The sequence below is a fragment of the Herpetosiphonaceae bacterium genome (assembly GCA_036374795.1).
Taxonomy (GTDB): Bacteria; Chloroflexota; Chloroflexia; order Chloroflexales; family Kallotenuaceae; genus LB3-1.
In genome coordinates, this window is record DASUTC010000287.1 from 23851 (window position 1) to 38854 (window position 15004).

Sequence of the window (15004 nt, forward strand, 5' to 3'; positions counted from 1 at the left end):
ATTCATGCGGACGCTTCTCGAAACGCCCGATCGCGCGCCTGTCGCGTGCTGCTGCATCTTAAACCATGTTGCAAAAAAAACAAACCGCACTCTCGGATGCGCGTAACCTGCACGGCGTAACGTCCTATGCACCTGATATGTGTATGAGCGGCAATACAGCCGCCCGTCAGCTTTTTTTGGCGTGCGCGGCACTACAATAGCAGCACATGCCGCATCAGCATCGCACCTGTCATAGAAAGGATCGTTATGTCTTCGTATATGCTATCTCGGCCGCGCCGCGCAGCCGCTATGCTGGCGATCATCGTCGCGCTCTGCGCTGCCGCGCTCCCGGCCCATGCCGCACCCTGGGCGGGCAACCGCACTGCGTTTGCCTCGCCGCGCTTCGAGCAGGTCTGGCGTAACGCCGATCGCGCCGTGCAGCAGGGCCAGACCAATCGATCGTGGACCTGGGGGCCGCAGCCCTGGTTCGACTACAAAGAGGTGTACAGGCAATCGCCGAATGGCCTGCGCCTGGTCCAGTACTTCGACAAGGCGCGTATGGAGATCAACGATCCCGGCAACATCGCCGGGCCGCTCGGCGGCGTCACCAACGGCCTGCTGACGGTAGAGCTGGTTTCAGGCCGGATCAAGCTGGGCGACGGCATCGGCCCGGATCAGAATCAGCAGGCAGCGCCCGCCGAGATCCCGGTCGCGGGCGAGGCCACTCCCGCAAGCAATCCCGGCCCGACCTACGCCAGCTTCCGCAGCATCGCCACGATCGACAACGGCTACCGCGACCCGAACAGGGTCGGGCAGCGCGTCGGCACGACCTTTCAGCGCGATGGTCGGATCGGCTTTCGCCAGGATCTCGCCCATCAGCCCGGCACAGAGATTGTGGCCTATGAGCCAGTGACCGGCCATAACATTCCAAAAGTCTTCGACGACTTCCGCAGCGCCGGTCCGGTGCCTGCCATCGCCGCCTTTGGCTATCCGATCACCGATGCCTACTGGACGACCGTGCAGCTCGGCCCGACCCAGACCGATGTGCTGGTGCAGCTCTTCGAGCGGCGCACGCTGACCTACACGCCCTCGAACCCGGCGGCCTTCCGCGTCGAGATGGGCAACGTCGGCCAGCACTACTTCCAGTGGCGCTACCAGGGCATGGGCTACCCGTGGGCCGCGCCCGACCCGCAGTGGTCGATCGTGTTTGCCTCCAAGACCAACGGCCAGTCGTTCGACATGTACCTGATGGAAGCGCCCGGCAGCACCCCGCAGCGCATCATGACTCCGCAGGTCGTGCCCTCCTCGATGGCGCGCTCCTGGCTGCCGCACGCGCCCACGCAGCCGTTGATCTTCGGCGAGGCGACGATCGCCAGCGGCAATCGGCAGATCATCACGCTGGTACCCGGCGCGAAACAGCCACAGCGCTTCAGCAACAATACTGCCAACGAGTACGATGCCGCCGTCTCGCCCGATGGCAAGCAGGTCGCGTTCATCTCGGACCGCGACGGCAACCCTGATCTGTATCTGGCGCTCGACGCGAATACCGTCGCCAATCCGATCCGGTTGACGGAGTCCACAGCGTGCAGCATCGGGCGTCCCTCGTGGCTGCCGGACGGCTCCGGGCTGATCTATGAGAGCAACTGCCTCGACAACAACTGGGAGATCTATCGCGCCAATCTCAGCTACACGGTCGTAGGCGACGCGCAGATCAGAGTCAGCATGCTGGTTTCGCCCGTCACCGGCCTTGCCGAGCGCCTGACCACAACCAGGGCCGACGAGCGCTGGCCGCGTGTCTCGCCCGACGGCTCGCAGATCGCGCTCTTCTCGAACCGCGACGGCAACACCGAGATCTATTCCATGAGCATCAGCGGCGGGCAGCAGACGCGCCTGACCAACAACGCCAGCCGCGACGAAGCGCCGGTCTGGTCGCCTGACGGCTCGCTGATCCTGTTCAACAGCGACCGCGACGGCGATCACGAGCTGTATGCGACGAATCTGAGCGGCAGCACGCTGGTGCAGGTGACGCATAACAGCGTCGACGATGGATATGCGGTGTGGGGGCCGTAGCAGATCCAACAAGCAACACACAGACGCGGCCTCAGCAAGAGGCCGCGCGTTGTTTTTTACCAAGTAATCATCGGAGAACGAGATCTGATTATGCGGACTACGCGATCTACAAAAAATATGTGCTAAACTCTCGACTATACTACCCGCAACCCAAGCTTCAAAGGAACTGATGCAATGCCGAAAAATCCCCTCGCCGAAGTCTTCGGCTATCCCGTCAGCAACATGTCGGCGGAGGCCATTAATCACCGTGAGGGGCGATTATGTCCATTCCACGTGATCGTCGCGCTCGATGAGCAAGACCAGATCATCGATTTTGGTGCGTTAGAGGTTCAAGCCGTTTATATTTCGGGCAATGTCAGTAAAGCGTTTAAAGAGTATATGAAAGATCCCGCTGCAAATTATGCAATGAAGTGAGAACGCCGCCGCAGCCTGAGGTACCGCCAGAGATCGAGCCACTACCTGAGGTCTTTGGAGAGCAGACGCAGCCTGAAGACGACGGATACACGCACGAACATGACGACATTTCAACACAAGATTAAGAGATACGCTCATGTGGCAGCACTCTTTATTCGATGATACGGATCGGATTATCAACGTCGCAGCCGTCCCGCAACGCAGCCCCTTCAGGTATCCTGGCGGAAAAACCTGGCTAGTGCCGCGCATTCGGCAATGGCTCGTTACGCTCCCGCACCGACCAGCGGAATTTATCGAGCCGTTTGCCGGTGGCGCGATCGTAAGCCTCACCGTTGCGGCTGAGAGCCTTGCTCAACATGTAAGAATGGTCGAGCTTGATCCCTTCGTAGCGGCAGTTTGGGAAACCATCGTACATGATGATGGTGGTGGTGAGTGGCTCGCTAATGCGATTATGGCCTTCGACTTAACCAGCGCTACGGTTAAGCAAGAGCTTGCCAAAAACGATCTCTCTGGCCGAGAGCTGGCCTTTCAGACGATCCTCAAAAATCGGGTCAATCGCGGCGGCATCATGGCTCGCGGAGCGGGGCTGATCAAAACCGGCGAGGGAGGCAGAGGCTTGCACTCACGCTGGTATCCAGAGACGCTCAAGCGCAGAATCCTTGATATTGTCAAGATACGCGAACGCATTACATTCTTGCACAGTGATGGCCTGACCGTTATGCGCCAGTATGCTGAGCGTGATGATGTCGTGTTTTTTATCGACCCACCCTACACCGCCTCGACGAAGCGCGCAGGCAGCCGCCTCTATACCCATCCAAATATCGACCACAAGCAGCTATTCAAGATCGCAGATGCTTTGGCGGGTGACTTCCTGATGACCTATGACGATGCCGAAGAGGTGCGCGTCCTCGCCCGTGCCTACAACTTCGATACGCAGACGATAGCGATGAAAAATACGCATCACGCGACGATGAGCGAGCTGCTGATCGGGCGCAATCTGGACTGGATCAGATAGTAACAGCCACATCAATCCAACCAGCCTCGACGCGCGTACTCTCTGATGCACACTCATATCCATACATACACAGTCATGGGGAGCAACCTATGTCAAAAGCTATCTGGAACGGAGCGGTTCTCGCCGAGGCCCCACGCGATGCCTGTCAGATTGTCGAGGGCAACCTCTACTTTCCGCCCGATGCGATCAACCGCGAGTACTTCCGCGAGAGCGACAATCACACCGTCTGCTCGTGGAAAGGCACCGCCAGCTACTACGACGTTGTGGTCGGCGATCAGGTCAACAAAGACGCCGCCTGGTACTACCCGCAGACCAAAGATGCCGCCAAGCACATCGCCGGATACATCGCCTTCTGGCGCGGTGTTCAGGTCGATCTATGAGCGGGCTGCCTCTTTCGGCCTATTGACAGCGGCGCGCGCGCTTGCTATGCTTGCGCTACGAATGTATTTCTGATGCAACAGCTATGAATCGACTGTCTCACAGCCAGCTTCTCCTCGTCCGGCGGCTCCTCCTCGTGAGGGGCTTCGTGGCATGGGGAGCGGCGACAGCGTAGCACAGTCGCCAGCGCAGCCGCCGAGGTGCCTCCCCATGTGGGAGGCATTTTTGATTCCAGAAAGGAGCCGAGCATGTCCTGCCTTCTCGTTCGCGCGCGCCGCCACACCGCGCTATCCAGCCAGGTTCGACGAAGCCTTCGCGCGACACTCATCGTCGCGCCAGATCCCAACATCGATCAGGAGGTAGCAGCATGTCAGAGCGATACGATCCCCAGGCTGCCGAGGCGAAATGGCGGCAGCGCTGGGAGGCCAGCGGCCTGTACCGCACCAACCTGGACCAGGCCCGCCGCCCGTTTTATAACATGATGGAGTTTCCCTATCCCTCAGGCGAGGGCCTGCACGTCGGCCACGTCTACACCTACTGCGGCGCGGATGTCTTCGGGCGATTGCGCCGGATGCAGGGCTACGATGTCTTCCAGCCGATCGGCTTCGACGCCTTCGGCATCCACTCCGAGAACTTCGCGCTGAAGCTGGGCCGGCATCCGGCGGAGGTCGTTCCGGCCAATATTCGCCGCTTCCGCGAGGAGCAGATGAAGCTGCTGGGCTGCCAGTTCGACTGGTCGCGCGAGGTCGATACGACCAGCCCCGACTACTACCGCTGGACGCAGTGGATCTTCGTGCAGTTGTTCAGGGCCGGGCTGGCCTACCAGGCCGCAGCGCCCGTCAACTGGTGTCCCAAAGACCAGACCGTCCTGGCGAACGAGCAGGTGATCGATGGGCGCTGCGAGCGCTGCGACACGCCGATCGAGCAGCGCGTGATGCGCCAGTGGTTTTTCGGCATCACACGGTACGCCGATCGCCTGCTGGATTTCAGCGGCGTCGAGTTTCCTGATGCCTCGATCAAGCGTCAGACCGCCTGGATTGGACGCAGCGCGGGCGCGGAGATCGACTTTGCGGTTGTCGGTACCAACGCCACGATCACCACCTTCACCACACGGCCCGACACGATCTTCGGTGCGACCTGCATCGTGCTGGCTCCTGAGCATCCGCTGGCGACAACGATCGCCACGCCGCAGCAGCGCGTCGCCGTCGCCGGGTATGTCGAGCAGACGCAGCGCAAGCTGGAGCGTGACCGGCTGATCGGCGCGGAGAAAACGGGCGTTTGGACCGGCGCGTACGCGATCAATCCGGCCAGCGGCGCGCGCATCCCAGTCTGGATCGCCGACTATGTGCTGGTGCGCTACGGTACGGGCGCGATCATGGCGGTGCCTGCCCACGACGATCGCGATCATGCCTTCGCCGTGGCCCACAGCCTGCCGATCGTGCCGGTGATCGCGCCGACGCATGCCGAAGCAGGGACGATGCCCTACGTCGCGGATGGCATGCTGATCGACTCGGCGCGGTTCAGCGGCATGGAGAGCGCCGCAGCCCGGCCCGCGATCGTGGCGTGGCTGGCCGAGCGCGACGTCGGTCGCGCCCGGACGACGTATCGGCTGCGCGACTGGCTGATCTCGCGGCAGCGCTACTGGGGTCCGCCGATCCCGATCGTCTACTGCGAGCGCTGCGGGACGCTGCCCGTGCCGGAGGATCAACTGCCGGTGCTGCTGCCGCCGACCGCCAACTTCCGGCCTACCGGCACCGCGCCGCTGGCGGCGATCCCTGAGTTCGTCAACACCACCTGCCCGCAGTGCGGCGGCGCGGCCCGGCGCGAGACGGATGTCAGCGATAACTTTCTGGACTCGGCCTGGTACTTTCTGCGCTACCTGTCGACCGAGCAGCACGATCGACCGTGGGACGTGGAGCGGGTGCGGCGCTGGCTGCCCGTCGATCACTACGCGGGCGGCCCTGAGCACACCACGATGCATCACCTGTACGCGCGATTCGTCGTCAAGGCGCTGTACGATCTGGGCCACCTGCCCTATGAGGAGCCGTTCAAGCGGCTGCGGCTGCACGGCATGATCACCAAAAACGGCGCGAAGCTGTCCAAAAGCCGGGGCAACGTAATCTCGCCCGACGGTTACATCGACCGGTACGGCGCGGACATTTTTCGTATGTACATGCTCTTCCTGGGGCCGTGGGAGGATGGCGGCGACTTCACCGACGCCGGGATCAGCGGCGTGGCGCGCTTCGTCGGGCGGCTGTGGGAGCTGATCAGCGGCCCGCGACCGAGCGGCGACGGCGACGCCGCGCTGTCGGACGAGGCCGAGCGGCGACGCAACCAGACGATCGCGCGCGTGACGGAGGGCATCGACGGGCTGCGCGCCCACGTGGCGATTGCGGCGCTGATGGAGGAGGTAAGCTGGCTGCGCGGCCACGCGCAGCGGCTGCGCGACCGGCAGTGGCGGCGCTCGATCGAGACGCTGGCGCTGCTGATCGCGCCGCTAGCGCCGCATCTGGCCGAGGAAGCCTGGGAGCGACTGGGACAGCCGTTCAGCGTCCACCAGCAGCCGTGGCCGGAGGCCGATCCGGCGATGCTGGCCGCCGCGACGGTCGAGATTCCGGTGCAGGTCAACGGCAAGCTCCGCGACCGGATCGTGGTTGCCGCCGATGCCGCCGAGGCAGCCGTGACCGCCGCCGCGCTGGCTAGCGAGCGCGTCCAGTCAGTGTTGGGCGGCGTGCAGCCCAGGCGGATTGTCGTCGTGCCGGGCCGCGCGGTCAACATCGTCCGCTAGCGGTACGAGCCAGCGCTCACTTTTGTCCGGCAACAAACACCGGAGCCTGCTCGATTGAGCAGGCTCCGGTCGATCTTGAGGTGATCGGCGAGCTTAGTAGTAGCAGCCGGTCGTCGGCAGCGTTGACGGATGCGGAACCGCCGTGCCGTCGTAGATCGCCAGCAGCAAGCGCTGCGGGCAGCGGCTAACGCCGCCGTACTTGATGCCGAAGTGCAGGTGCGGGCCAGTCGAGTTGCCGGTGTTGCCGGAGTAGCCCAGGAGCTGGCCGGTGTTGACGGTGGTGTTGCCCGCCACAAAGCTGTTGAGGTGGCAGTACACATAGGTCGCGCCGTCGTTACCAGCGACGCTGTAGCCATAGCCGCAGGAGCTGCCGCTCACGCGGGTCGCGCTGCCGCCGCGAGTCGCATAGACCGGGGTGCCGGTCGGGACGGGCAGGTCGATCGCCGGGTAGTCGTGGTGCGGGTCGTCGTACTCGCTGCGGGGCAGGGCGCTCCTGGGCAGCGGCAGCGAGTAGCCGCCGGTGCCGCCGCCGCTGGCGGAGCCAACCAGATGCTCCCAGGTGATCGGGCCGACGATGCCGTCCGCGCTCAGGCCGTGGGCGCTCTGGAAGTTCACGACCGCCGACTTGGTGCCGGAGCCGAAGATACCATCGACCGCCACGCTGCGACCGTTCTTGACCAGCAGCGTCTGGACGCCTCGCACGGCGTCGCCGGTGCTGCCTTCGCGCACGGTGATGATCAGCTTGCCCCAAGTGTTAGGACCGACAATACCGTCGGCGACCAGGCCGTTAGCTTGCTGGAAGGCCACTACCTTGGATTTGGTGATCGGCCCGAAGTCGCCATCAGCCTCAAGGCTGTAGCCGCGCTGGCGCAGCAGGTATTGAATGGCCTTCACGTTGGGTCCGGCATCGCCCTCACTCTCAATGGTCCAGCTTGCAGCACCCGCCGATGCTGGTGTGCTTGTACCAAGCACCGACGCGATGACGAACAGCAGGGTCAGCATGACGGAAGCGAGCCGACGGTGAGACGATTGGAAGGTTGCGGTCATAACACTCTCCACGACTTGTACGATCTTCCAGCAACAGGCGAACGGTGGATAGGGTGAATACAGCAGCAGCAACGGCTGCGCGATTCAAAAATCCAGAAGCGCCGGAACGATGGTTAACATCGGTCAACCATTCGCCGCGCTTAGTTGTAGTTCCAGTACACGGTGCGCACGCCAAAATCGGAGGCGCTGGCATAGCCCATCTGCTTGACGGTAGCCTCGGTCAGATCAAACTCGCGGTCGGAGACATACGGCCCGCGATCGATCACGTTGGCATACACGATCTGACCCGATCGGCCCTGGAATTTGAGCCGTGTGCCACAGGCCATCGTCCGATGAGCAACGCCGATCGTAGTGGTGTACAATGTCTGTCCACAAGCGGTCGTTCTGCCCCACAGGCCAGGGCCGTATGCTGATGCTCTCGCGGTGCGCCAGGTGGTGCTGCCGTTGCCGGAGCCTGCCAGCTCTTGCCAGGTCATCGGCCCGACGATGCCGTCCGCGCTCAGGCCGTGGGCGCTCTGGAAGCTCACCACCGCCGACTTCGTGGCGGGGCCGAAGGCACCATCAACTGCGATATTGTGCCCATTCTTGACCAGAAGCGTCTGCGCCGCTTTGACCGCCTCGCCGCTGCTGCCCTCGCGCACGGTGACGATCAGCGCGCTCCATGTCTGTGAGCCGACGATGCCATCTGCCGTGAGGCCGCGCGACTGTTGGAAGCTGATCACCGCCGACTTCGTGGCGGGACCGAACACGCCGTCTGCCGCGATGCCGCTGCCGTGCTGTCGCAGCAAGTACTGCACCGCCTTGACGTTTGAGCCGGTGTCACCTTCGCGCACGGTCGGCCAGCTTGCCAGCGCTGCTGCCGGTATGGCCGTGCCAAGTAGAGCCATGAGGACAAAGAGCAGCGTTAGAGCCGTCGCGGACAGGCGGTGACGTGAAGAGCGTGCGGATCGAAACATGGTCGCTTCCTGTTGTTAGCCGAAACGGTACGATCAGGCGTGCGGAAAAGCTTCACGGCTCAGCGATTGAGGTGTCGCTGTGGTCGACGAGTGAATGCGCTGCCAGGTTGGGGGGAGGCCGGCGAAAAGTTCCCTCAGATATTAAGAATAATTTACTCTTGCGGCCCATCTTATCGGAAACAGATCGGTTTGTCAAACCCTGGTTAAAAAAATGAGTAATAAGCAGCGTGGAGCAAGCGGGCGCGTGCCAACAATCTGGCGTTTGCGCGCGGAGCGCTCCTTGTGCTACACTGAAAGCACCATGAAACCACACGAGCCGTCAACGAAGATGGGTGCGGTTCTCCTTCACCGCGCGCGCGGTGAGGGAATAGCCGCTTTTAAAAAGGTCCTTGCTTAGCGCCTCGGCTGCTCGCCGCAGGCGCGTCTTTCATTTCATACGTGGAGAATTGGCTTATGACCAACGTGCAGCCGAGTGGTGTTTCGGCCAGCCTCGAACGCGACGATCTGCTGGCGATCTACGAGCTGATGCTGCTTTCCCGCTTGCTCGACGAGCGCCAGTGGATCTTGAATCGTCAAGGAAAAGCGCCGTTTGTGATCTCCTGCCAGGGCCATGAGGCAGCTCAGGTCGGCAGCGCCTACGCGCTCAAGCCCGGTAAAGACTGGGTGTTGCCCTACTACCGCGATCTGGGCGTGGTGCTGACGCTGGGCTTTACGCCTACCGAGGTGATGATGGGTCTGTTCGCCCGCGTGGGCGATCCCAACAGCGCCGGACGGCAGATGCCTGCGCACTACGGCCACCGCAAGCTCAATATCATCTCACAGTCGTCGCCGACGGGCACCCAGGTACCGCACGCCGCCGGCGTCGGCCTGGCAATTAAGATCCGGAATGAGGTAGCGGGCAAGATCGTCGATGACGCCGTGGCCTGGGTTTCCTTCGGCGAGGGCACCAGCAGCCAGGGCGAGATCCACGAGGCGATGAACCTGGCGGGCACCCATAAGCTGCCGGTGATCTTCGTCTGCGAGAACAACGGCTACGCGATCTCGGTGCCGCAGCGGCAGCAGATGGGCGTTGAAGATGTCGCCGACCGCGCGGCAGGCTACGGCTTTCCCGGCGTCGTCGTCGACGGCAGCGATCCGGTCGCGTGCTTCGAGGCAACCCAGGCGGCGGTTGAGCGCGCGCGGCGTGGCGATGGCCCGACCCTGATCGAGTTCAAGTGCCTGCGTCTCACGCCTCACTCATCCGACGACAACGACCGGACCTATCGCTCGCCCGACGAGATCAAAGCGATGAAGCAGCACGATCCGGTGATAATGTTCGAGGCGCATCTCAAGGCCGAGGAGATTCTGACCGACGAGAAAGAGGCCGAGATCCGCGCGCGGATCAAGCAGCAGGTCAACGAGGCCACGGCCGCCGCCGAGGCCGCAGCCCATCCCGATCCGAGCACGCTGTTCGATCATATCTATGCTGACAACCTGAAGAGATAGAACGACGAAATACGCAAACAAAGAACAAAGGGATATGAAAAGCTATTTTTGGTTCTTTGTTCTTTGTTCTCTGTTCGCAACGAGGCACACGATATATGGCAGAATTATCGCTAATCGAAGCGCTCCGCGCCGGGATCGATGAGACGATGGCGGCAGATGAGCGGGTGTTTGTTTTCGGCGAAGATGTCGGCAAGCGCGGCGGCGTGTTCCGCGTCACCGAGGGATTGCAGGATAAATACGGGCCGTGGCGGATCATGGACTCGCCCCTGGCGGAGGGCATTATCGTCGGCGCGTGCATCGGCGCGGCGGTCAACGGGATGCGTCCGATCGCCGAGATTCAATTTGCCGACTTCATCTGGCCGGCCATGAACCAGATCGTCAGCGAGGCCGCGCGCATGAACTACCGCTCCAATGGCGCGTGGAACGTGCCTCTGGTGATTCGCGCGCCCTATGGCGGCGGTATTCACGGCGCGCTCTACCACTCACAGTCGGTCGAGGCGTTCTTCGCGCACGTTCCCGGCCTGAAGGTGGTGGTGCCAGCCACGCCCTACGACGTGAAGGGCATGATCAAAAGCGCCATCGCCGATCCCGACCCGGTGCTGTTCTTCGAGCACAAAAAGACCTACCGCATGATCAAGGGCGAGGTGCCCGACGGCGACTACACGGTGCCGATCGGCGTGGCCGATGTCAAGCGCAACGGCGACGACGTGACGATTATCACCTACGGCATGATGCTGCACCTTGCGCTGGAGGCCGCCGAGCTGGTGGCGCGTGAGGACGGCGTCGAGACTGAGGTGATCGATCTGCGCACGGTCCGACCGCTCGACACCGAGGCGATCCTCACCAGCGCGCGCAAGACCGGCAAGGTGCTGATCATCCACGAGGATAACCTGACCGGCGGCATCGGCGGCGAGATCGCGGCGCTGATCGCCGAGCACGCCTTCGAGTATCTCGACGGGCCGATCATGCGGCTGGCAGGTCCCGACGTTCCGGCGATGCCGTTCGCACCGACGCTGGAAGATGCCTTTATGCCCAACACCGCCAAGATCGTCGCCAGGCTGCGCGATCTGGCGGCGTACTGATCACAGCAACGGGTTGATCCAGCGCGTATCGCGCACACTCACGTGCAGAATCAAAGAAGCTTTGCAGGGGAGCGTAGGGCCACCCGGCCCGACGGCGCACGAGCAACAACAGAATCCGAGATGGAGCAATATGGCGCTTGAATTTAAGATGCCAAAGTTGGGAGAAAGCGTTACCGAGGGCACCATCGGGCGCTGGCTCAAGCAGCCCGGCGATAAGCTCGAACTCTACGAGCCGATGCTTGAGGTGACGACCGATAAGGTCGATACCGAAGTCTCCTCGCCGATCGACGGCACACTGGTCGAAATCCTGGTATCCGAAGGCGAAACCGTCGCGGTCGGCACGGTGATCGCCCGTCTTTCCGAGAACGGCGAAGTTTCCAACAGCGACGCTGCTACCGAGGCAGCAGTAGCCGCGACGCCAGCGACCGCCGAGCAGCCGGCGGCGAGCCAGGGCAAAGGCTCGTATATCTCTCCGGCGGTCGCGCGTCTTGCCGCCGAGCACGATGTCGATCCGCGCATGATCAAAGGCACCGGCGCTGGCGGACGTGTCACCAAGAAAGATATCGAGGCGTTTGTCGCTTCGGGCGGCGCGAAGGCCGTAGCTCAGGCGCAGCAGCCCGTCGACACAGCCGCGCCCGCCCTGGCCGAAGCGCCTGCCGCTCCGTCGCCACAGACGACAGCCCAGATACCGCAGGCGTTCGAGTCTGGTCCGCAGGTGCAGGAGCCGACAACTACGGGCACGAAAGCATCCGCAGCGCCGACGGCTCAGCCGCAGCCGGTGCCCGGCCCCGACGACGAGCTGGTGCCGCTCAACACGATGCGCCGCGCCATTGCGGATCATATGGTCCGCTCCAAGCGCACCGCGCCGCACGTCACGACGGTGATGGAGGCCGATCTGAGCCGCATCGTCGCGCACCGCGAGCGCAACAAGGCCGACTTCGAGCGGCAGGGCGTCAAGCTGACCTTCATGCCGTACTTCGTCCAGGCGACTGTCGCGGGGCTGCGCGAGGTGCCGATCGTCAACGCGACCTTCACCGACGAGGGCATCCTGATGCACCATCGCATCAACGTCGGCATGGCCGTGGCGATCCCCGACGGGCTGATCGTGCCCGTGCTCAAAGACGCCGACGACAAGAGCCTGCTCGGACTGGCGCGCGCCGTCAACGATCTGGCGGATCGGGCGCGGACGCGGCGGCTCCAGCCCGACGAGACGCAGGGCGGCACGTTTACGATCACCAATCACGGCGTGTCGGGATCGCTCTTCGCCATGCCGATTATCAACCAGCCCCAGGCAGCGATCCTGGGCATCGGCGCGATGCAGAAGCGCGCGGTCGTCATCTCGGAGAACGGCTTTGATGCGATTGCCATTCGCCCGATGTGCTACCTGAGCCTGACCTTCGACCATCGTCTGATCGACGGCGCGACCGCCGATGGCTTTCTGTCGATCGTCAAGCGCGCGCTCGAACAATATCCGGGCTAGCCCAGTCTCGGCACAGCGTCAACGGCAAGGCGGTATCTGCGCGATGCCGCCTTTGCGCTGTATATTTCGACCATCCCAAAACTTCCGGAAGAGGAGATACCGTCATGAGCTACTTTAGACGACTCTTGCCCGCGCTGCTGCTTGTTGGAGCGATCGGCGGTCTGCTTGCGGGCTGTGGCGCAACCACGCCCTCCGCGACAACCACAGCAACACCCGACGCAACACAATCTCCCGCGACCACGACCAGCGACATCGATCAGGCGCGCGCCGCGCTCACCAACTTCTTCGCCGCGCTCCACGGCAAGCGCTACGACGACGCCGCGCGGCTGTACGGCGGCTCCTACCAGGAGCTATTCGGCTTCAACCCACGGGTCGCCGCCGACGATCATGTGAAGCTGCTGGAGGAGGCTTGCACCGTCAACGGCTTCCAATGTCTTGAGATCAACGAGATCGTCCGTGCGGAAGCCGTCTCGCCCACCGAGTTCCACTTTATGGTCGAGTTCAAAAACGAGGATGGCTCGCTCTTCACGCGCGGCCCAACCAGCGGCGCGACCGCAGCCGAGCAGCCGTCACAGTCGCAGTGGCCGTACACCGTCAAGAAGGTCGGTGACGCATTTCTGGTCCAGGAGCTACCCGTGTACGTGCCCTAAACGCAAGAACAAGGAACCAGGTGCCCGCTGGGCGCGCAAGAGAACAAGCGAGAACCAAGTTCCAAGTTCAAAGAACTCGAAACTCGAAACTTGGAACTTGGAACTTTCCTATGATCGCCTACCCCATCCAGCGCAGCCCCTTCGGATAAAAGTTCTTGACCACGCCGCCGACACGACGACCCCAGCCCAGCGGCCAGCCGTTGACCGTGATCAGCGCCCAGCCGTCCGCGCCCTGGTGCTCGAACGTTTCGCCGCGCAGGTAGCGCTCGGCCTCGCCAGTTTTCAGCGACACCGTCAGCCGAACATCGTCGGCCAGCAGCGCCAGCGCCAGCGCATGCGACGGCTCGAAACGTCCCGGTTTGGCCGTTCCCAGCCACAGGCCGGAGCGCACCACGCGCAGGCCGGACAGATCGGGGGCGGCATCCGGCGCGAGATAGACCTGATCGCTGCTGGCGACTAGCTGCTTCGCGGGCAGGCTGGTCGTAAGCATCGCGCGCTCGAAGCCGTGCCACGCCGCCAGCGCGGTATCGCCAGCCTCGTGAGTGCGATCGTCGCGCCGCGCGCCGCGACGCTGCCGCTCGCGCCCGGCATCTCGCCCGAGCCAGGCGGGCAGCAGCGGACGCTCGCCCCGCGCGCGATTCCGCAGCAGCGCGATGAAGTGGCCCTCGCCTTCCACCCGCTGCGGCCACAGCCGGACCGCGCGGCTAAGCTGCGGCGTCGGGATCGCGGCGGCCCACTCCGGCTGCGCGGCCATAAAGCCGTGACGCTTGGGAATATCGATCAGCTCCCAGTCGGCGTGCTCGGCCAGAAACGCCGCGATCCGCTGCTCGTTCTCCTCAGGCGCGAAGGTGCAGGTGCTATAGACCAGCCGCCCGCCCGGCGCGACGAACTGGGCGGCCTGATCCAGAATCCGCGCCTGCCGCGCCGCGCAGCCCGCGACATGCTCCACGCTCCACTCGGCGCGCGCGCCCGCGTTCTTACGAAACATGCCTTCGCCGGAGCATGGCGCATCCAGCAGCACCCGGTCGAAGAACCCGCCCAGGTGCGCGGCGAGGCGCTCCGGCGTCTCGCTGGTGATGACGACGTTGCGCGCGCCCCAGCGCTCAAGGTTTTCGCCAAGCGCCTTGACGCGGCTGCCTTCGACCTCATTCGCCACGAGCAGGCCCTGGCCGTCGAGGTGGGCCGCGATATGCGTGGCCTTGCCGCCGGGCGCTGCCGCCAGATCGAGCACGCGCATGCCGGGCCGTACATCCAGCGCCTCGACCACCGCCATCGCCGACGGCTCTTGCAAATAGTACAGCCCCGCCGCGTGGTACGGATGCTTGCCGGGCCGCTCGCCCTCGCGCACCCAGTAGCCGGACGGGCACCAGGGCACCGGCTCGATCTCCCAGGGCGAGATGCGCTCGAAGTGTTCGGGGCGCAGCTTGAGCAGGTTGACGCGCAGCCCCGTCGACGGGCTGTGATCCAGCGCCGCGATCAGCGCGTCGGCCTCCGCGCCGAGCAGCGCGCGCATCCGCTCGATAAATGCTGGCGGTATCGCCGGTTCCATGCTCATCTTAGCTCCAAGAGATCTCACGTCGTGATTGTACCATCGACCGGCAGCGCCGATCATCTCCGCCCACGCCCGGCGTAGGCGAAACGGCGCAGCAAGGGCGACCGG

At 63.5% G+C, this 15004-nt stretch carries 12 protein-coding genes; 9 read left to right on the plus strand and 3 right to left on the minus strand.

The window, feature by feature from the left end; all coding sequences use genetic code 11:
- The first annotated feature begins 288 nt into the window (after window positions 1-288).
- From VFZ66_22375 to leuS, 5 genes are all read left to right on the plus strand, one after another.
- The gene (locus VFZ66_22375) at window positions 289-2049 is read left to right on the plus strand and encodes a hypothetical protein (protein ID HEX6291949.1); all 1761 of its coding nucleotides are present in this window, start codon (window positions 289-291) and stop codon (window positions 2047-2049) included.
- Between the two features lie 174 nt (window positions 2050-2223).
- On the plus strand, window positions 2224-2463 hold the full coding sequence (locus VFZ66_22380) for a NotI family restriction endonuclease (protein ID HEX6291950.1): 240 nt from the start codon (window positions 2224-2226) through the stop codon (window positions 2461-2463).
- Between the two features lie 136 nt (window positions 2464-2599).
- Window positions 2600-3478, plus strand: a complete 879-nt coding sequence (locus tag VFZ66_22385) for a DNA adenine methylase (protein HEX6291951.1) — start codon at window positions 2600-2602, stop codon at window positions 3476-3478.
- 89 nt (window positions 3479-3567) lie between these two features.
- Window positions 3568-3858 carry a DUF427 domain-containing protein gene (locus VFZ66_22390; protein ID HEX6291952.1) on the plus strand — a complete coding sequence of 97 codons (291 nt, stop codon included), beginning with the start codon at window positions 3568-3570 and terminating at the stop codon, window positions 3856-3858.
- Between the two features lie 365 nt (window positions 3859-4223).
- Complete coding sequence (gene leuS, locus VFZ66_22395; protein HEX6291953.1) at window positions 4224-6644, plus strand: leucine--tRNA ligase; 2421 nt, start codon at window positions 4224-4226, stop codon at window positions 6642-6644.
- A 93-nt stretch (window positions 6645-6737) separates the two neighbouring features.
- Here the strand turns inward: leuS and VFZ66_22400 are convergent, their stop codons facing one another.
- Window positions 6738-7691: a peptidoglycan-binding protein gene (locus VFZ66_22400; GenBank protein HEX6291954.1), complete on the minus strand. Its 954-nt coding sequence runs from the start codon at window positions 7689-7691 to the stop codon at window positions 6738-6740.
- Window positions 7692-7831: 140 nt separating this feature from the next.
- On the minus strand, window positions 7832-8647 hold the full coding sequence (locus VFZ66_22405; protein ID HEX6291955.1) for a peptidoglycan-binding protein: 816 nt from the start codon (window positions 8645-8647) through the stop codon (window positions 7832-7834).
- 453 nt (window positions 8648-9100) lie between these two features.
- Here VFZ66_22405 and VFZ66_22410 point away from each other — a divergent pair, with 453 nt between their 5' ends.
- The 4 genes from VFZ66_22410 to VFZ66_22425 all read left to right on the plus strand — a co-directional run bounded on the left by VFZ66_22410 (window position 9101) and on the right by VFZ66_22425 (window position 13344).
- Window positions 9101-10132 carry a thiamine pyrophosphate-dependent dehydrogenase E1 component subunit alpha gene (locus VFZ66_22410; protein HEX6291956.1) on the plus strand — a complete coding sequence of 344 codons (1032 nt, stop codon included), beginning with the start codon at window positions 9101-9103 and terminating at the stop codon, window positions 10130-10132.
- 95 nt (window positions 10133-10227) lie between these two features.
- On the plus strand, window positions 10228-11214 hold the full coding sequence (locus VFZ66_22415) for an alpha-ketoacid dehydrogenase subunit beta (protein HEX6291957.1): 987 nt from the start codon (window positions 10228-10230) through the stop codon (window positions 11212-11214).
- 130 nt (window positions 11215-11344) lie between these two features.
- Entirely contained in the window at window positions 11345-12694 is a 1350-nt protein-coding gene (locus VFZ66_22420; protein HEX6291958.1) for a dihydrolipoamide acetyltransferase family protein, read from the plus strand.
- Window positions 12695-12798: 104 nt separating this feature from the next.
- Window positions 12799-13344 carry a hypothetical protein gene (locus tag VFZ66_22425; protein HEX6291959.1) on the plus strand — a complete coding sequence of 182 codons (546 nt, stop codon included), beginning with the start codon at window positions 12799-12801 and terminating at the stop codon, window positions 13342-13344.
- A 118-nt stretch (window positions 13345-13462) separates the two neighbouring features.
- Here VFZ66_22425 and VFZ66_22430 read toward each other — a convergent pair whose 3' ends face one another.
- Window positions 13463-14899, minus strand: coding sequence for an RsmF rRNA methyltransferase first C-terminal domain-containing protein (locus VFZ66_22430; protein HEX6291960.1), 1437 nt, complete (start codon window positions 14897-14899; stop codon window positions 13463-13465).
- Window positions 14900-15004: the final 105 nt, after the last annotated feature.